Genomic DNA, 16,199 nt, shown 5'->3' on the forward strand with positions numbered 1-16,199 from the left:
CTCTGATCAGTCTATCGATGTCACTCAGCCGCCGAGCATCGCCAGCACGAAGTCGGCGCGCTCCTCGCGAGGGCCGCCGAACTACGCCCGCAACCTCTGAATGTCAAGTGGTGTGCGCGAGCGGTTGGTGTGATCGCGCCGTGCTTTCACGATGTGGAGCGATTCCGCATTCCGGGTGGCGCGGCCGGCGGTACTGGAGCAGGGCGGTGTCGACGCTTTGGAAAAGCGACGATCCCTTATGTAGTTTGTCGTTTAACACTGCTATTTAGGGTTGTTACCGGACACCCGGTCCAATTCATGATCAAGAGGGGCGCGCTTGTGCAAAAGGTGATTTCCATCGCTGCCATCATGTTGGCGGTTCTGTTCGGGGCGCTACCTGCATTCGGGCAGAGCTCGCCGCCAAGTGAAGCCGCACGAAAAGCCGAACTGGTGGCCGCCTGGCAGGCTGCGAGCCAGGCCGGCACCGCTGGTCCCGCAGACGTGACGCTGATCGATCAGGCCAAGCTGAAGCTGCCGGAGGGATATTTCTTCGTCCCGAAGACCGAGGGGACACGCGTGTTGCGGGCGCTTGGCAATCTCGTCAACGATGCGACCTTTGTCGGCCTCGTCGTCGGCACGCGCAAGAACGATCAGTGGATCGTGGTCATTCGCTACGTCAAGGAAGGCTACATCAAGGATGACGATGCGAAGAACTGGAACGCCGACGAGCTCTTGAGCAGCATCAAGGAAGGCGTGGAGGAGAGTAACAAGGATCGTGTCGCGCGCGGCTTCCCCGAGTTGGAAGTGGTCGGATGGATCCAGCCACCGGCCTATGATGCCGCGACGCACCGCCTGGTGTGGTCGATGCTGGGCAAGGACAAGGGGCAGCCCGATAACCTGCCCAAGGGCGTCAACTTCAACACCTATGCGCTCGGACGAGACGGCTACTTTAGCCTGAACCTGCTGTCGCAGTCCGATCGCATCGAAAGCGAAAAGCCGGTCGCGCGGGAATTGCTCGGCGACCTGTCCTACAATGAGGGCAAGCGTTACGAGGATTTCAGCGCCGGCACCGATCGCGTTGCCGCCTATGGCCTCGCTGCCCTGATTGGCGGCGTCGCCGCCAAGAAGCTCGGGCTGCTGGCGATCGCGACGGCCTTTGTCCTGAAATTCGCCAAGGTGATCCTGATCGCCATAGCGGCATTCGGTGCCGGCATCATGAAGTTCTTCCGTCGCAAGCCGCGCACCGATGTGGGCGGTGATGTGACGTGAAGGCGCTGCTGCTTCTTCTTCTCTCGGGTCTCAAATGGGGCAAGCTGGCTGCCAGCGGCGGCAGCATGCTGCTGTCGCTCGTGGTCTACGCGACGATATGGGGCTGGCGCTACGCCGCGGGCTTCATTGCATTGTTGTTTGCGCATGAGATGGGGCACTACGTTGCCGCGCGGCAACGCGGCCTCGATGTTGGAGCGCCGGCTTTCATTCCGTTCATGGGCGCCTTTATCGCACTGAAGGACCATCCGGAGGATGTCGAGACCGAGGCCTATGTCGCAATCGCAGGTCCCGTGGCCGGAACGGTCGCAGCGCTAGCGGTCTATCTATGGGCACGATCCGAAGACAGCGGTCTTCTGTTGGCGATCGCCTATTCGGGTCTATTCCTCAATCTGTTCAATCTGCTGCCGGTGTCGCCGCTCGACGGCGGCAGGGTGACGGTGGTGCTCAGTCCCCGGATCTGGTTCGTCGGCGTGCCGATCCTGCTGGCATTGATGCTTTACCGGCCGAGCCCGATGCTGCTGATCGTCGCGATCCTTGCCGCGCCCCAGTTGCTGCAGGCCTGGCGATACGATCCTCACGCTCCGGAGAACATCGCCTATTACGGCGTTCCGCTTCAGACCAAGCTCGAATACGGCGCCGCCTATCTCGGACTTGCGGCGCTGCTTGCGATCATGACCTATGACGTGCACGAGATGTTGAGCCGGTTCGCCCATCCGGCATGACAGGAGCAGATGCGTATGCCGCGACGATCGATCATCTGCATGGCGTGGGTGCTTCTCCTCGGCTTCGCGGGCGTCGGTTCGCCGCGCGCTGCCGAATCCGGCGGACCGATCCGGGTCGGCGCGGTGCTGCCGTTTTCCGGAGGCGTCGAGCTCTACGGCGAGCAGGCCAGGCTCGGGCTCGATCTCGCCGCCAAGGATATCAACGCGGCAGGCGGCATTCTCGGCCGGCCTGTTGAGATCATCTATGCTGACGACAAGACGCGGCCGGAGGCGGCCGCTGAGGCCATGCGTTCGCTGGTGGAGCGGCAGGGCGTGCTGGCCGTGGTCGGTCCGATCACCTCGCGCAATCTGAATGCACTGGTGCCGCTCGCCGACAGTTCGAGGACGCCGCTGCTCTACGCCACCAATTACGAGGGCGGCAAATGCAGCCGCTATCTGTTTTCGTTCGGCACGGTGCCGAACCAGGAGCTTGGCCAGCTGCTGCCCTACATGACGCAGACCTTCGGCAACACGTATTTCCTGCTCGGCGCCGACCGGGTCTGGCCGCATCAGATGTTCGGCATCGCGCAGCCCTTGATCGAGCAGCTCGGCGGCAGGGTGGTCGGGACGAGGTACACGCTGGGGACCGAGACGGACTTTTCTCCGCTGATCAAGGAGGTCGCGGCGAGCAAGGCCAAGGTGCTGCTGTTCGCGCTCAAGGGTGACGGGATGGACTTCATCCGGCAGGCCGACGAGGCCGGATTGCTGAAGGAGATCACCGTCGCTTTCCTCGGACTGTCCGAGGTCGATCTCGGCATCTTCCGCGGCAAGGGCCAGAACATGGTAACGGTGGTGCCGGCGGTCGCGGCGAGCGAGGATCCGGCCGTGAAGGCGTTCGTCGCAAAGGCGCGCGCCGCCGCGAACCCGGGCGTCGCAGTGTCGAACTATGTGATGACGCACTACAACGCCCTGATCGCACTCAAGGCGGCGGCGGAGAAGGCTGGCAAGCTCGACAAGGAGGCCATCATCGACGCGATGGCTGGCCTCACCATTGCGTCGCCGACCGGGCCGGTGACGCTCGCCCAGGATCACCATGCGGCGATGAACATGTTCATCGCCAAGACGCAAGGTACCGAGCTGGTGGAGGTTCGGCCGCTCGGCGTGATCGCGCCGCAGCCCGGATGCAGTTTGGCTGGACGCTGACGCTCGGCCGGGTATGAGCCTTGAAGGCCGCCACGCTCGCAAAAAAAGTGAGCCAGGGCGGTCGTCCGCTGTCGGTTCCAGCCCGGTTCGTTCGTCTTTCAGCCAGAACGCACTGCATGGGAGTTCCGGAATGACCAATTCAGCCTATCGCTGGGTGATCGTCGCGGCCGGCGGCCTGCTTGGCTGTGTCGCGATCGGCGGCATGTTTTCGCTCCCGGTGTTCCTGCAGCCGATGGCGCGGGAGACCGGTTGGTCGGTGACTGGCATCTCCAGCGCGATGACGATCGGCTTCCTCGCGATGGCCTTCACCAGCATGATCTGGGGCACGCTGTCCGACCGCTTCGGGCCGCTCCCGGTGGTGCTGACCGGATCGGTCGTGCTGGCGGCAAGCCTTGCGCTCGCAAGCCAGGCACCGTCGCTGCTGGCATTTCAGTTTCTCTTCGGCGCGCTGGTCGGCGCGGCAACGGCCGCGATCTTCGCCCCGATGATGGCCTGCGTCACCGGCTGGTTCGACACCCATCGCAGTCTTGCCGTTTCGCTGGTGTCGGCCGGCATGGGCATGGCGCCGATGACGATGTCGCCGCTCGCGGCCTGGCTGATCTCCCACCATGACTGGCGGACGTCGATGCTGATCGTCTCAGGCGTGGTCGGCGCGATCATGATCCCGGTCTCTTTCCTGGTGCGACGCCCGCCGGCGCTGCAAGGCGGTCACGCCGAAGCGGCGAGCACGAACGGTGAGCCGTCGATGTCGCTGGCGCAGGCGCTGCGCTCGCCGCAATTCATCATCCTGATCGCGACCAATTTCTTCTGCTGCGCCACCCATTCCGGACCGATCATCCACACGGTGAGCTACGCGGTCACCTGCGGCATTCCGATGGTCGCGGCGGTGACGATCTACAGCGTGGAAGGGCTCGCCGGCATGGGCGGCCGCATCGCCTTCGGCCTGCTCGGCGACCGTTTCGGCGCCAAGCGCGTGCTTGTGCTGGGGCTGCTGGCGCAGGCGTTCGGCGCGCTCGGTTATGTCTTCGTGCGCGAGCTGGCCGCATTCTACGCGGTCGCGGCGATCTTCGGCTTCATCTATGCCGGCACCATGCCGCTGTATTCCGTGCTGATCCGCGAGAATTTCCCGCTGCGGATGATGGGCACCGTGATCGGCGGCACCGCGATGGCCGGCAGCCTCGGCATGGCGACCGGACCTTTGGCCGGCGGCCTGATCTACGACACCTTTGCGAGCTATACGTGGCTCTATGTCGGCTCCTGGGCCGTCGGCCTCGGCGCGTTCCTGATCATGATGACCTTCCGGCCGATTCCGGCGGCGCGGCCCTCGGCGGTGCCCGCGCCGGCGTAAGTCCGGTGCGCGCGTGAAGTCATCTGCTTCACGCGCGGCTGCGCTTCGGCCGCCGGATCGCGCGCACCTTGTTGTTGGTCGAGCCGCTGCCGCAGAAGAACCGGTCCTTGCCGTCGGACTCGAGTCCGGAGACGAACACGCCCTGCGGCATCTCGAGCCGTTCCATCACCTCGCCGGTCTGCGGATCGATGCGCCTGATGTCGCTCTGGTCCTCTTCCCAGGTGCCGTGCCAGAGTTCGCCGTCGACCCAGGAGACGCCGGTGACGAACCGGTTGCTTTCGATGGTGCGAAGAACCTTGCCGGTTTCGGGATCGACCTGAACGATCATGCGGTCGCGATACTGGCCGACCCACAGCGAGCCTTCGGCCCAGGCGAGACCGGAGTCGCGGCCGCCGCCGGGCGAGGGGATCGTCGACACCACGCGTCCGCTGTTCGGCTCGATCTTCAGGATGCGGTCCTCGGCGATCTGATAGAGGTGCTTGCCGTCGAAGGCGGTGCCGGCATGGGCCGCGATGTCGAGGGTGCGGGTGGTATTGCCGCTGTCGGGATCGAAGGCGACCAGCCGGCCGCCGGCCGCGAACCAGACCTGCTCGCCGTCGAAGCTGACACCGCCCACGCTCTCGACGCCCTCGAAGGCATATTCCCGGATGATCTCGGCTTCGGACTTCTTCATGCGGCGCTCCTGGTCCTTGTTTCGACGCGTTTTCTCGACGCGAAGGGTATCCACTGCGCTCGAAAAGGCGCTGATTGCGGCCTGATGCTAGCCGTTCGGCAGCGGGGCAGGGAGTAACAACGTCGTCGTGAATCCCGGCACCGGCGGCGTCATCCAGCGCCTTGCGCGGGCGCGGCCGACCGACTGCACCTTGCCCGCGGCGGCCAGGGCGTCGAGCGCGCGCTGCACGGTACGCTGGCTCGCGCCCAGCGCCACCGAGAGCGCCGAGCTCGACCAGGCCTCGCCGTCGGCGAGGAAGGCCAGCACGGCCGCATGTTCCTCCTCGACCGGCAGCGCCAGCACGGTGACCTCGCGGCGGCCATGCGGCTCCAGCACGAAGCCGTCGGGCGTCGCGCTGAGTTCGGCGAGCGGCAGCAAGGCCCGGCGCAGCCGTCCGATCTCGACCCGCAGCCGTGCACGGTGCGATTCATCGGCGTGCTTGCCGCGAAACGCGCGCGCGATCAGCGTGCCGCGCGACACGTCCTGCGGCCAGGCTTCGCCGAGCGCACGGGCGAGCGCGAACAGCACCGGCCGTCGTGTCAGCGAGACCGTGGTGCCGCTATCGCGCACGACGTAGCGGCAGGCATCGACGACGAGCGCCTTCGATCCCATCAGGGCCTCGACCTCCGCGAGCAGCAGCGGCCGCTCGTGGCCGCGCGCGATCAGGCGCGCTGCCGGCGTGGCGAGCAGGCGCGCGGTGCTTTCGACCTCGGCCGCAAGCTCGGCAATGCCAGCTCGGCGCGCGGCATCCCTTGCCCGTGCCAGCGCTTCGCGCGCCGGCTTGGTCCGCAGCCGCCGCATCGCGATCCCGGCGACGACCAATTCATGTCCGACCCGCAGCGCCGGCGGGAAGGGCGCCGGGTCCAGGTCGTCAAGCATGCGCTCGGCGGCATCGAGGCTCCCGATCAGCAGCAGCCGGCGGATCTCGAGATAGCCGGCATGGGCGGCGTTGAGCGCGTCGCCACGCGCCGCGAGCGTCGCGCGCGCCGCAGCAAGGCTCTTGCTGGGAAAGGAAAGGTCGCGCGACACCAGCGCGATTTCCGCTTCGGCCACCACGCAGCGGGCCCGCGCGATGGCTTCACGCGGACCGAAGGCGCGGCCCGCGCGCCGCAACAGCTCCTTGGCGCGGGTGAAATCGCCGAGCCGGGCCATCGCGATGCCGCGCAGCGCCAGCGCCGGCGCATCGTCGCGCAGGGCTACCCGTTTCAGTGCGCCGAGGGGATCACCCGCCGCGAGCGCGCGCGCCGCAGCCGTAATCAGCGAGTCCATTCGAATCCCGACACACTTGTCACTCTCGCCCTCCGAGGCCCGGTCCTAACCTAGCACATGACGACATGGATCATCTCCAGAGAGATCGAATGATGACCGGAATCGAGACACATGAGGATTGGTTGAAGGGCCGCATCAGTGGCCGCGGTGCCATGGTCGCGCGCTGGCTGTCGCTGGCGGCGGCGCCGACCTTCGCTGGGATGGCGCTGGTGGCCGCGCTGGCGCCGGCCGACATGATCTGCGGCGCCATGCAGGGACCGCTCTCGTTGCAGGGCATGGTCCCGATGTACGCGCTGATGAGCGCATTTCATCTGGCGCCGTGGTTGCGCCTGTTCCGATGACCAGATCATTCCTCGGGCAGGGTGAAGACCGCGCAGGGCCGTGCGATGCCGCGCAGCTCATGGGTGCCGAGCGCGACCAGCGCCATCTCGGTCTCGGCGGCGAGCGCGCCCGAGACCAGCACGGTCTGCTCCAGCGGCTTGCACAGGCCTTCCAGCCGGCTGACCAGATTGACCGCGGCGCCGATCGCGGTGAAGTCGAGGCGGTCGGCGGCGCCGATATTGCCCCAGTGCACCTCGCCGAGATGCAGCGCCACGCCAAATGGCAGTGGCGGCAGGCCGTGCTTGCGCCGCTCGGTATCGAGATGCGCCATGCCGACGCGGGCCGCCGACACCGCGCGCAACGCCGCCTCGCATGCGCTGTGCGCGCTGGTCGTGACCGGAAAAATCGCGAGCAGCCCGTCGCCGATGAATTTCAACACCTCGCCGCCGAAGGCGTGGATCGCGCCGGCGATGCGGTCGAACCAGGCGTCGAGGGCGGCGATCACCTCGGCAGGCGGATGGCTTTCGGAGAGCGCGGTGAAGCCGCGCAGATCGGCAAACAACAGCGCCGCCCGGATCGTTTCACCGGTGTTGCGCCGCAACGGCGATGCCAGGACGCGCGCCGCGCTGCGCCGGCCGAGATAGGCCTCCAGCGCCGCCGTCAATGTCGCGCGCGCCGCGAGCGCGGCGAGCGGTGCGGCCGTGAAACGCGCCGCCTCGCGCAATTGATCCGCCTCGGCCGGCGTGAAGGCGCGGGTGCCGATCCAGCCGAGGGTCGGGCCATCCGGTCGCGTTCCAATCGTGTCCTCGTGGATCGGGCCGGGCGCGAGGCTATTGAGCCAACGCCGGCCGGCATCGCCGGATCCGATCATATCAGGCATTGCAAAGGGTTGTTCCGGCGCGAAGCCGAGCGCCTCGATGACCTCGCCATTGCCGGCGCGCCACAGCCAGGTGCGCCGGGCGATCAGCGGGTGCGGAACTTCGAGCGTCAGCGCACCGCCGGCAAGCGGCAGGCCATCCGTGATAAGATGACTACCCAGATCCGCCAGCAACCGGTTGGCGCCCGCGGTCTCGGCGGCGGCGTCGACCAGCCAGCTCAGAGTCGAGGACAATTGCATCGCCGCATCATGGGGTTGATGCGCCACCCTTGTCACGAATTATCCCTGAAGACCCACCGTCAATGGAGGAAGGATCGATGACTGAAGCCTTCATCGTTCAACGCGAGATCCAGATCGCAGCGCCGCCGGCAACCGTGTTCGCCTTCTTGACCGATCCGCAGAAGATCGTGAGCTGGATGGGGCTCGAGGCCGAGACCGAGCTGCATCCCGGCGGGCTCTATTTGCTCAAGGGCCTCGGCAACGACCGCAACCGCGCCGCGCGCGGCGCGTTCCGCGAGGTCGTGCCGGTGCACCGTCTCGCCTACAGCTTCGGCTGGGAAGGCGGCGCGGAGGTCCCTCCGGGATCGAGCCTGATCGAGATCGACCTGATCAACAAGGACAGCGGCACGCTGTTGCGGATGACCCATAGCGGCCTGCCGAACGCCGAGCAGTGCGCGAGCCATAGCAAGGGTTGGACGCACTACCTTGCCAGGCTCGCGCTCGCGGCAGCGGGACGAGCTCCAGGCCCCGACCGCGGTCCGCACGACTGAACCGGCACGCTGGTGCGGTTCAGTCGGTTCGCTCATTTGACGTCAAGCGTCGCACGCAGCATCCAGGCATGCTTCTCGTGTGCGGTGGTGCGCACGTTGAGCATGTCCATCGTCGCCTGATCGCCGGCGGACTCGGCGACTGTGAAAGCATCGCGGATGGTCCTCACGGCCGTCTCGTTGTCGTGGAGCAGTTCGGCCACCATCGCCTCCGAGTCGAGGCTGGCATAGCCGTCGTTGATCGCGGTGAGCTTGGCGAATGCGGAATAGGTCTGCGGCACCAGTTCGCCGAGGGCGCGGATCCGCTCGGCGATGTCATCCAGCGCCTGCCATTCCTCCCGATACTGCCCTTCGAACAGCGTGTGCAGGGCCTGGAACGTCGGACCCGTGACGTTCCAGTGGTAGCCATGAGTCTTCAGATACAGCGCATAGGTGTCGGCGAGCACCGTCGAGAGCGCCGCCGCGATGCTGGTCCGCCCGGCCTCGGCGAAGCCGGTGTTGACGGCGATGGTCATGGTGTTCTCCTTCGCGGTTCGGATTGAAATTCGGCGCGCGGTCATGTCGGCCATTTCGAACCGAGGATGATCGAGCAGAAGTTCAACCGTGTGTAGTTCATGTCCTTCAGCGCCAGCACGTCGGCCTTGACGTTGCCGAAGGTGGTCAGCGGCTTCTTGATGGTGCCGGCCGCGAAATGATCGATGATGTTCTCCTTGAAGTTCGCCTCGCGCGGATGATGCGCGCAGACATGGTCGCGGTGCTCGTGCGAGAAATCGTCATAGGCGATGCCGAGCACGTCCATCTCGACGCCGGCGGTGACCAGCGCGATGGTCGGACGCATATGCTCGGGGATGCCGGGCGTGGTGTGCAGCGCGATCGAGGCCCAGACGTCATCGATGTCGCGCTCGGCGACGCCGTAGCTCTTCAGGAAGTCGCGCGCGGCGTTGGCGCCGTCGACCTCGAAGCGCAGATCGGGGCTCGCATGCCTGGCGGTGAGGCCCATGTCGTGGAACATGGCGCCGATATAGAGCAGCTCGGGATCGAACTTCAGCCTGCGGCGATTGCCGGTGAGCGCGCCCCAGAAGAACACGCGGCGGCTGTGGTTGTAGAGCAGGTCGTCCTCGGTATCGCGCACCAGCTGCGTGGCGGCACGGGCCATGGCGCTGTCGGGTACATGGATGCCGGCGATGATCTCGGTCATTTCAAGACGCTCCTCGATATGGCAAGACGATGCCGTGGCGTGCGAAACACGCGGGCCGCGCCGGCGCTCGTCTCTCTGGTGTGTTCGGATCATCTGGTGGCGTGATCCGTGGTCGTTTGTCACCCGTCTTGGCCTGATCCCGCAACGATCGTGCGCCGCCGGATCGGGCCAACGAGACATCGTTTCGCGCCAGCGGGCAGGGAGAGGGTATGACGGTTCAGAAGGTGGCAATCGCGATTCACGAAGGGGTGCAGGCGCTGGATGTCGCCGGTCCCGTCGACGTGTTCGCGGAAACCAACGGCTTTGTCGCTGATGGCGACGGCTATGAGACGGTGCTGGTCGGCGCTAGCCGCGAACCGCTGCGCGCATCGAACGGCATGAAGATATCGGCCGACCTCAGTTTCGACGAGGCAAACGAGAAGTTCGACATCCTGCTCGTCGCCGGCGGACCGGCATTGCCCGAAGCCGAGCCGGATCCGGCGCTGACGCGGTGGCTGCGCGGGGCGCCCGCGCGCGCCGAGCTCTACGGTTCGATCTGCACCGGTGCCTTCGCGCTCGGCCATGCCGGCTTGCTCGACGGGCACAAGGTGACGACGCATTGGCAGAACGCGCAGCGGCTGGCGGCGTGCTTTCCGGATGCCGAGGTGATCTTCGACCGGATCTACATTCGCGACGGCAGACTGATGACCTCCGCCGGCGTGACCGCGGGTATCGATCTCGGATTGGCGCTGGTCGCCGAGTGTCATGGGCCGCAGGTCGCGGTCGCGGTGGCAAAGCGGCTGGTCGTGGTGGCGCAACGCCAGGGCGGGCAGTCGCAGTTCAGCCCCTATCTCACGGCACCGATCGACGAGGATTCGCCGATCGCGCGCGCGCAGGCGCATGTCATGCAGCGTGTCGGCGAGCGCCACACGCTGCAATCGCTGGCCGAGGCTGTCGGTATGAGCGTGCGCAATTTCGGCCGCGCCTTTGCGCAGGAGACCGGCATCACGCCGCATGAATTCGTCGAACGCGCGCGGGTCGACGCCGCGCGCCGGCTGCTCGAGGGTAGCGATCGGCCGCTGAAGGCGGTTGCGTTCGACTGCGGCTTCGGCTCGGCCGACCGCATGCGCATCGTGTTCACCGAGCGGCTCGGCGTGTCGCCGGCGCAGTATCGGTCGAGTTTTCGCAAATTGTGACGCCGTTCATGAAGCGGACGCCTGATCGGGGATAGGATCAACCTGTCCGAAATTATTTCCAATCATGCAACTGTTCCGCGAGGCTGCCATGGACGCGCTCACGCTCTTCATCATCCGTCACGCCGAGAAGCCGGGCGAGTCCTGGCCGGGGCCCGGTTTCACTGCGGACGGCGTGTCCGATACCGAGTCGCTGGTGCTGCGCGGCTGGCAGCGTGCGGGCGCGTGGACTGCGTTGTTCGGCACCGATCTCACCGGCGGTGACTATGCCAAGCCCGATGCGATCTACGCCGCGACGCCCGGCACTACGCCCAATCAGCCGCCGTCGAGCCGTCCGGCCGAGACGATCTCGGCGCTCGCTGCGCGCCGCGAGCTGACGCCGAACATAGGCTTCGGCAAGGGTGACGAGCCGGCGCTGATGCAGGCGATACTGGCGCTGAAGGGCGTCGTGCTGCTGTGCTGGGAGCACAAGGCGATCATCGCAGACATCCTGCCGCTGATCCCGGTCAGCAAGGGCAAGCCGCCCACCAAATGGGAGAGCAGCCGCTTCGATGTCGTGCTGCGCTTCGAGCGCGCCAAGGGCGACGACAAGTTCGCCTTCAAGGAGTTGTTTCCGAAATTGCTGTCGGGCGATTCCGACAAGCCGCTGGGTGGCTGAACCGCGTCACGCTGCGCCGATCAGTCGAGCCCGAGCGCCTTGCGCGACTTCCGCGTCAGCTTGGCTGCGATCAGCGCATGCGCGTGATCGAGATAGGCCTTGAGCTCGGCGTCGGGCAGGGCGTCGTTGCCGATCAATTGCACCCATTTGGCTCGCGCCAGATACGGCGCCGGTCGCGCCAGGCCCTGCTCGATCAAGAGCTGATAGGCCATGTTCGAGGTCTTGAACATGAAGCCGCCGCTGCTCGCGACGAAGCCGCCGGCCAGCGCGAACATCTTGCCGCCGACCTTGAACACCGACGTGCCTTCCCATTGCACCACCTTGGTGGCGGCGGGCAGGCGCAGGCAATGAGCTTCGAAGGTTTTTGGACGCATGGATCGGAGGGGCTAGAGGGCTTCAAAGCCGTAAGCCAGCCGCGGGACGACGGGCAAGCCCGGCGTGAACCGGCAATCCCAGCCAGTTCCGGTCGCGGCTTCGTTGGCGGGACCTCACGAAAACGTGGGTTGTCGCCATTTCATCTGTAGATATATCGTAAGATATGTTTTCAGTAAGGAATGACCAATGAGGCGATCGATGTTTGGCGGCCGGGACGATGACGGATTCCGGTTTGGGTTCTTCGCCATGGGGCGGCACGGCCGAGGTGGCCATCGCTTTGGCCACGGCGGCCATGGCTTCTTCGGGCGGGGTGGCGGCGGCGACTTTCCGGGATCGCGGCGGCTCTCGTCGCAGGATCTGCAACTCGTCATCCTGGCGCTGCTCGGCGAGCAGCCGGCGCACGGCTACGAGTTGATCAAGAAAATCGAGGAGCGGTCGGACGGCTTCTACAGCCCGAGCCCGGGCGTGATCTACCCGGCGCTGACCTTCCTCGAGGAGATCGGCCATGCCAGCGTCACCCAGGATGCGGCGCGCAAGCTCTACAGCATCACCGAGCAGGGCAAGGCGCATCTCGCCGAGAACCGCGCCACCGCTGACACCATTCTCCAGGCGCTGTCGCGGATCGGCGGCCGCATGGAGGAGGTGCGCGAAGCCTTCGCCGGCGTGAGCGATCTCGATGGCGAATCCTCCGACGACGTGCACCGCGCCCGTCACGCCCTGAAGAGCGCGCTGCGCCAGAAGCGCGGCTGCGATGCCGCCGAGGCGCGCCGCATCGCGAAGATCCTCGACCGCGCCGCCGCTGAAATCCTGCAGCAATGACGCAGTCGCAAGGGAGACCCTTCATGTACAATGCTGAACCGCACAGCGCGATTACCGACGCCCGCGTCGCTGCCGTCATCGCGCGCCTGCAGGCCACGCGCCGCAGGCCGGCCGCCGGCGGTCCGCGCGGCAATCCGACGATGAGCCGCGATCCGCTCGACTATGCAGAGCAGGGCTTCTCAATTCATCCCGAGCAAGGTGAATTGATCTATCTGTTGTGCCGCGGCCTGCGCGCCAAACGCGTCGCGGAGTTCGCGACGTCGGTCGGGATGTCGACACTGTATTTCGCCGCCGCGATGCGCGACAATGGCGGCGGCACCGTGATCGGCTCGGAGATCGTGCCGGCCAAGGTCGTAGCCGCGAAGCACAACCTCGCCGAGGCCGGCCTTGCCGACTATGCCGAGATCCGCGAGGGCGATGCGCGCCAGACGCTGCGCGATCTCGGTGGTCCCGTCGACTTCATCCTGATCGACGGCTGGCCGGGCGAGAAGGGACCGACACTCGCCCGCCAGGTGATCGAGATCGTTGCTCCGCAGCTTCGGGTCGGCGGCTATGTCATGAACGACAATGCCGAGGCGGATTTTCTGGAGTTCGTGCGCGATCCCAAAAATGGCTTCGTGTCGATCACGCTGCCGCTCAAGGGCGGTACCGAGCTCTGCCTGAAGGTCGCCTAAGGATCGGTTCGGCACGACGAAATCCTGCTGGCGTGATTGTGAGCCGCAACGACATCACGCCACGCTGGATTTTGTCGGCGCTTCTTGCTCTGTTCGAGGAAAATCAGGAGCGAAGCGCCGCATGTCCGAAGTCCCGCCGATCCATCCGCTTGATCGCCCAATCTGGAGCGCACTGACCACGAGGCAACGCGACCTTGCGGAAGGCGGCGCCGAGGCAAGGCGCTTTCCGGTCGCGATCGCCCCCTTCGCCGACATGGTCGACATGTCGCCGGAAGGCTTTGCCGCGCTCGGCGCGCTGCTGTCGGGACCTGATATCGCGGTGCTGTTCACGCCCGATCCTGTCCCGGTGCCGCCGGAGTTCAAGCTGCTGCTGGCCGAGACCGGCGAGCAGATGATCGGCCCACCGGGGGAGTTTTGTCTGCCCGGCGTCGAGATCGTCACGCTCGGCGCCGCCGACGTTCCCGCGATGATGGCGTTGACGGAACTGACAAAGCCCGGACCGTTCAGCGCGCGGACGCATGAGCTCGGCACCTTTCTCGGTATCCGCGTTGGCGGCGAGCTGGTCGCGATGACCGGGGAACGGATGAAGCCGGGGAATTACACCGAGATGACCGCGGTCTGCGTGCATCCGGACCATCGCGGCCGCGGCTATGCGCAGGCGCTGCTATCGGCGGTCGGCCGCCAGATCGTGGCGCGCGGCGAGGTTCCGTTCCTGCACGTCTTCACCAACAACGTCTCGGCGATCGCGCTCTACCGCCGCCAGGGCATGGAGATCCGCCGCCGCCTGCACATCACGGTGCTGCAGAAGCAGGGGTAGGGCAAAGTCCGGGAACGATGCTCTGAACGGCGTCGCACTCGCTCACGCCAGCCTGTTGCCGGCAAGATGCACCGTGCGCTTGTCGCAGCTCGGATCGATCGCGACGGCATTGGTCGCGATCCGGCCGTGTGCGGCGACGTTGTTGCTGATCTCGACGTTCCTGGCGCGGCCGACGAAGATCGCGCTGTCGGGCTTGATGTGGAAGAACTCGCCAGCCCCGAACACGCTACCGCGCAGGAAGGTCTGGCCGATCACGTTGCCGGCGATTTTGACGCCGTCGGCATTGCTGACGAAGATCGCGTAGATGTAGGAATCGTCGATGTGATTGCCTTCGATGATAACGCGCCGGTTCTGGAAATTGTCCTGAAATCCCTTGGCGCCTTCCGGCGGCACCATGCCGACATAGATGGTGCCGAGCGTGCCGCTGCCGCTGGTCAGCTCATTGGCGCCGTTAACGCAATGGCTGAAGCGGTTGTTGCGGAACACGAGGTTCTCGGCAAATCCCGACTCCGACCAGAAGCCGATGTCGCTGCCCGCCTGCAGCGCCACGCCGGTCGAGAATGTGAACTGGCAGTTCTCGACGATAGCGTTCGGCGCCTTCATCAGCACGCGGCCGCAGGCGTGGAAATCGCAGCGCAGCACCGTCGCGCCCGATCCGATGTGCGTCAGCGAGGTGATGGCATCACCGGTCTTGAGCGGCAGGTCCTGCTGCAGGACCACGTCGTAGATCAGGTCCGGCAACGTGGTCGGGCTCCGGTTCTTCCAGAGCTGGGCGATTTTCACCTTCAGTTCGGGCGCGTGGCGCTTGGCCAATTGCTCGATCTTGCCGCGTCCGAGGGAGCGAAACGTCGCATGGTCACAGCTCTCGATATCGTCGCCGGCCGCGAGGCCGACGTCCCATTTCGGGCTGAGCAGAAACCGCCGCGGCGCGGTCTTCGCCACGACGTAGTAGTAGAAGCCGTGCACGTTGACGGCATCGTCGGAGGTATTGGCGAAACTGCAGTCCTCCATGGTCGGACCGCGCGCGACCACGGTGAAGTGCGAACCGTCGGAATTGGTCGAAATCAGGCGGTCGGTCGTCGCGCCCTTCGGCCGCGGTCCCGGAATGACCGAGACTTTCTGCAGCATCATCGAGCCTTCGCCGCCGTTCTCGATGATGCCCATGCCCGGCGACGCCAGCAGCTTCAGGTCGATCAGGCTGGTGGCGACGCTGGAGTCCACGGCGATGGCATGCGCGCCGCTATTTGCGATGGTGACGACGTCACCCACCGTGATCGGCAGCTGGCTCGGGAAACGATCGTTCGCGCCCCACCGCAGACGCACCTTGATCTGACCGTCGCCGAGGCGCGTGGCATGGGCCGGTGAGAGGAAATCCCTGGCCCCGGTCTTCAGCGCCCGGTTGCGGCGGTCCATCACCTTGAAGAAGCCATCCGTGAAGGTGGCCAGCAGCGCGGCATCATCGGGATAGCCGGGGTCGACCTTCACCGTGATGTCGACCGCTTGTTTGTCGAACGTAGTGATCGTTCCCTGGGTGAAGGGCAGCGGATCGTAATCGATGGTGAGATCGCGGATGGTGAGGCGGTTGCAGCCGGAGATCGCGAAGGTCCCGCTGCGTGCCGTGTTGACCAGCTGTGCGCCATTGCCGTTGAGCTCGAAACCGTGCAATTGCCGGAACGCGAGCGGCCGCTTGATCCGGTAGCTGGCGTTCTTCTCCAGATTGAGGACGATGTGAACCGGCCCCACCTTGCTCGCATCAGCCGCTGCCTTGGCGATCGCGGCCAGCGCCTTGGCAAAGGCCGCGTCGGCGTCGCCGCCGGACGTGGCCGTGAAGCTGGCCATGTCAAAGGTGGCCGCTCCGGCGGTTGGCGTCGGCTCGGCGCGGCCTTCGCTGCCGAGCAGCGGGCTCGCCACAAAAAACGAGGCAAGCGTCAGTGCTCGCCGGCGGCTGATCGGCATGGTGCGTGGCTCCTTGCGAGATCGGGATCGGTCGCGCGCACTATCGGTCTGCGGAGATGAATCGCAGCGAAATGGCGGGCAGCA

Annotated in this window: 18 protein-coding genes; 11 read left to right on the forward strand and 7 right to left on the reverse strand. The window is 65.9% G+C overall.

The window, feature by feature from the left end; genetic code table 11:
* Positions 1-129: 129 nt before the first annotated feature.
* From JQ573_RS01725 to JQ573_RS01740, 4 genes are all read left to right on the forward strand, one after another.
* Positions 130-1,248 (forward strand): DUF2167 domain-containing protein, encoded by a 1,119-nt coding sequence (locus JQ573_RS01725; RefSeq protein WP_312011340.1) that lies wholly within the window; start codon positions 130-132, stop codon positions 1,246-1,248.
* Entirely contained in the window at positions 1,245-1,970 is a 726-nt protein-coding gene (locus tag JQ573_RS01730; RefSeq protein WP_212317879.1) for a site-2 protease family protein, read from the forward strand. Before JQ573_RS01725 ends, JQ573_RS01730 begins: the two co-directional genes overlap by 4 nt.
* A gap of 15 nt (positions 1,971-1,985) precedes the next feature.
* Positions 1,986-3,152, forward strand: coding sequence for a substrate-binding protein (locus tag JQ573_RS01735; protein WP_212317877.1), 1,167 nt, complete (start codon positions 1,986-1,988; stop codon positions 3,150-3,152).
* Positions 3,153-3,282: 130 nt separating this feature from the next.
* Positions 3,283-4,500, forward strand: coding sequence for an MFS transporter (locus JQ573_RS01740; RefSeq protein WP_212317875.1), 1,218 nt, complete (start codon positions 3,283-3,285; stop codon positions 4,498-4,500).
* Between the two features lie 28 nt (positions 4,501-4,528).
* On the opposite strand, the gene JQ573_RS01745 is transcribed toward JQ573_RS01740, so the two are convergent.
* The gene (locus tag JQ573_RS01745; protein WP_212317873.1) at positions 4,529-5,173 is read right to left on the reverse strand and encodes a glutaminyl-peptide cyclotransferase; all 645 of its coding nucleotides are present in this window, start codon (positions 5,171-5,173) and stop codon (positions 4,529-4,531) included.
* 87 nt (positions 5,174-5,260) lie between these two features.
* A complete protein-coding gene (locus JQ573_RS01750; protein ID WP_212317871.1) occupies positions 5,261-6,481 on the reverse strand; it encodes a helix-turn-helix domain-containing protein in 1,221 nt (406 codons plus the stop codon).
* 152 nt (positions 6,482-6,633) lie between these two features.
* On the opposite strand from JQ573_RS01750, the gene JQ573_RS01755 reads away from it, so the two are divergent.
* Entirely contained in the window at positions 6,634-6,822 is a 189-nt protein-coding gene (locus tag JQ573_RS01755; RefSeq protein ID WP_249131299.1) for a hypothetical protein, read from the forward strand.
* 5 nt (positions 6,823-6,827) lie between these two features.
* On the opposite strand, the gene JQ573_RS01760 is transcribed toward JQ573_RS01755, so the two are convergent.
* Complete coding sequence (locus tag JQ573_RS01760) at positions 6,828-7,919, reverse strand: adenylate/guanylate cyclase domain-containing protein (protein ID WP_212317867.1); 1,092 nt, start codon at positions 7,917-7,919, stop codon at positions 6,828-6,830.
* Between the two features lie 77 nt (positions 7,920-7,996).
* Between JQ573_RS01760 and JQ573_RS01765 the strand changes: the two genes are divergently transcribed.
* Entirely contained in the window at positions 7,997-8,449 is a 453-nt protein-coding gene (locus JQ573_RS01765; RefSeq protein ID WP_212317865.1) for an SRPBCC family protein, read from the forward strand.
* 32 nt (positions 8,450-8,481) lie between these two features.
* Here JQ573_RS01765 and JQ573_RS01770 read toward each other — a convergent pair whose 3' ends face one another.
* Both JQ573_RS01770 and JQ573_RS01775 read right to left on the reverse strand, forming a co-directional pair.
* Positions 8,482-8,961: a Dps family protein gene (locus tag JQ573_RS01770; RefSeq protein WP_212317863.1), complete on the reverse strand. Its 480-nt coding sequence runs from the start codon at positions 8,959-8,961 to the stop codon at positions 8,482-8,484.
* 41 nt (positions 8,962-9,002) lie between these two features.
* A complete protein-coding gene (locus JQ573_RS01775) occupies positions 9,003-9,644 on the reverse strand; it encodes an HD domain-containing protein (protein ID WP_212317861.1) in 642 nt (213 codons plus the stop codon).
* A gap of 209 nt (positions 9,645-9,853) precedes the next feature.
* On the opposite strand from JQ573_RS01775, the gene JQ573_RS01780 reads away from it, so the two are divergent.
* Both JQ573_RS01780 and JQ573_RS01785 read left to right on the forward strand, forming a co-directional pair.
* On the forward strand, positions 9,854-10,819 hold the full coding sequence (locus tag JQ573_RS01780; protein WP_212317859.1) for a GlxA family transcriptional regulator: 966 nt from the start codon (positions 9,854-9,856) through the stop codon (positions 10,817-10,819).
* Positions 10,820-10,907: 88 nt separating this feature from the next.
* Positions 10,908-11,474, forward strand: a complete 567-nt coding sequence (locus JQ573_RS01785) for a histidine phosphatase family protein (RefSeq protein WP_212317857.1) — start codon at positions 10,908-10,910, stop codon at positions 11,472-11,474.
* Positions 11,475-11,494: 20 nt separating this feature from the next.
* Here the strand turns inward: JQ573_RS01785 and JQ573_RS01790 are convergent, their stop codons facing one another.
* The gene (locus JQ573_RS01790; protein ID WP_212317855.1) at positions 11,495-11,848 is read right to left on the reverse strand and encodes an MmcQ/YjbR family DNA-binding protein; all 354 of its coding nucleotides are present in this window, start codon (positions 11,846-11,848) and stop codon (positions 11,495-11,497) included.
* A 199-nt stretch (positions 11,849-12,047) separates the two neighbouring features.
* Here JQ573_RS01790 and JQ573_RS01795 point away from each other — a divergent pair, with 199 nt between their 5' ends.
* The 3 genes from JQ573_RS01795 to JQ573_RS01805 all read left to right on the forward strand — a co-directional run bounded on the left by JQ573_RS01795 (position 12,048) and on the right by JQ573_RS01805 (position 14,159).
* A complete protein-coding gene (locus tag JQ573_RS01795) occupies positions 12,048-12,668 on the forward strand; it encodes a PadR family transcriptional regulator (protein WP_212318048.1) in 621 nt (206 codons plus the stop codon).
* A gap of 23 nt (positions 12,669-12,691) precedes the next feature.
* Positions 12,692-13,342 carry an O-methyltransferase gene (locus tag JQ573_RS01800; protein ID WP_212317854.1) on the forward strand — a complete coding sequence of 217 codons (651 nt, stop codon included), beginning with the start codon at positions 12,692-12,694 and terminating at the stop codon, positions 13,340-13,342.
* Between the two features lie 121 nt (positions 13,343-13,463).
* Positions 13,464-14,159 (forward strand): GNAT family N-acetyltransferase, encoded by a 696-nt coding sequence (locus JQ573_RS01805; RefSeq protein WP_212317852.1) that lies wholly within the window; start codon positions 13,464-13,466, stop codon positions 14,157-14,159.
* Positions 14,160-14,201: 42 nt separating this feature from the next.
* Here the strand turns inward: JQ573_RS01805 and JQ573_RS01810 are convergent, their stop codons facing one another.
* The gene (locus tag JQ573_RS01810; RefSeq protein ID WP_212317850.1) at positions 14,202-16,115 is read right to left on the reverse strand and encodes a right-handed parallel beta-helix repeat-containing protein; all 1,914 of its coding nucleotides are present in this window, start codon (positions 16,113-16,115) and stop codon (positions 14,202-14,204) included.
* Positions 16,116-16,199 lie beyond the last annotated feature (84 nt).

The organism is Bradyrhizobium sp. AUGA SZCCT0105, assembly GCF_018129565.1.
Taxonomy (GTDB): Bacteria; Pseudomonadota; Alphaproteobacteria; order Rhizobiales; family Xanthobacteraceae; genus Bradyrhizobium.

What these genes read in the sequence shown, in the direction of transcription:
- JQ573_RS01735 (WP_212317877.1), top strand. Translation starts at nt 1,986, where the DNA reads ATGCCGCGACGATCGATCATCTGCATGGCGTGGGTGCTTCTCCTCGGC.
- JQ573_RS01740 (WP_212317875.1), top strand. Translation starts at nt 3,283, where the DNA reads ATGACCAATTCAGCCTATCGCTGGGTGATCGTCGCGGCCGGCGGCCTG.
- JQ573_RS01745 (WP_212317873.1), bottom strand. Translation starts at nt 5,173, where the DNA reads ATGAAGAAGTCCGAAGCCGAGATCATCCGGGAATATGCCTTCGAGGGC.
- JQ573_RS01750 (WP_212317871.1), bottom strand. Translation starts at nt 6,481, where the DNA reads ATGGACTCGCTGATTACGGCTGCGGCGCGCGCGCTCGCGGCGGGTGAT.
- JQ573_RS01755 (WP_249131299.1), top strand. Translation starts at nt 6,634, where the DNA reads ATGGTCGCGCGCTGGCTGTCGCTGGCGGCGGCGCCGACCTTCGCTGGG.
- JQ573_RS01760 (WP_212317867.1), bottom strand. Translation starts at nt 7,919, where the DNA reads ATGCAATTGTCCTCGACTCTGAGCTGGCTGGTCGACGCCGCCGCCGAG.
- JQ573_RS01765 (WP_212317865.1), top strand. Translation starts at nt 7,997, where the DNA reads ATGACTGAAGCCTTCATCGTTCAACGCGAGATCCAGATCGCAGCGCCG.
- JQ573_RS01770 (WP_212317863.1), bottom strand. Translation starts at nt 8,961, where the DNA reads ATGACCATCGCCGTCAACACCGGCTTCGCCGAGGCCGGGCGGACCAGC.
- JQ573_RS01775 (WP_212317861.1), bottom strand. Translation starts at nt 9,644, where the DNA reads ATGACCGAGATCATCGCCGGCATCCATGTACCCGACAGCGCCATGGCC.
- JQ573_RS01780 (WP_212317859.1), top strand. Translation starts at nt 9,854, where the DNA reads ATGACGGTTCAGAAGGTGGCAATCGCGATTCACGAAGGGGTGCAGGCG.
- JQ573_RS01785 (WP_212317857.1), top strand. Translation starts at nt 10,908, where the DNA reads ATGGACGCGCTCACGCTCTTCATCATCCGTCACGCCGAGAAGCCGGGC.
- JQ573_RS01790 (WP_212317855.1), bottom strand. Translation starts at nt 11,848, where the DNA reads ATGCGTCCAAAAACCTTCGAAGCTCATTGCCTGCGCCTGCCCGCCGCC.
- JQ573_RS01795 (WP_212318048.1), top strand. Translation starts at nt 12,048, where the DNA reads ATGTTTGGCGGCCGGGACGATGACGGATTCCGGTTTGGGTTCTTCGCC.
- JQ573_RS01800 (WP_212317854.1), top strand. Translation starts at nt 12,692, where the DNA reads ATGTACAATGCTGAACCGCACAGCGCGATTACCGACGCCCGCGTCGCT.
- JQ573_RS01805 (WP_212317852.1), top strand. Translation starts at nt 13,464, where the DNA reads ATGTCCGAAGTCCCGCCGATCCATCCGCTTGATCGCCCAATCTGGAGC.
- JQ573_RS01810 (WP_212317850.1), bottom strand. Translation starts at nt 16,115, where the DNA reads ATGCCGATCAGCCGCCGGCGAGCACTGACGCTTGCCTCGTTTTTTGTG.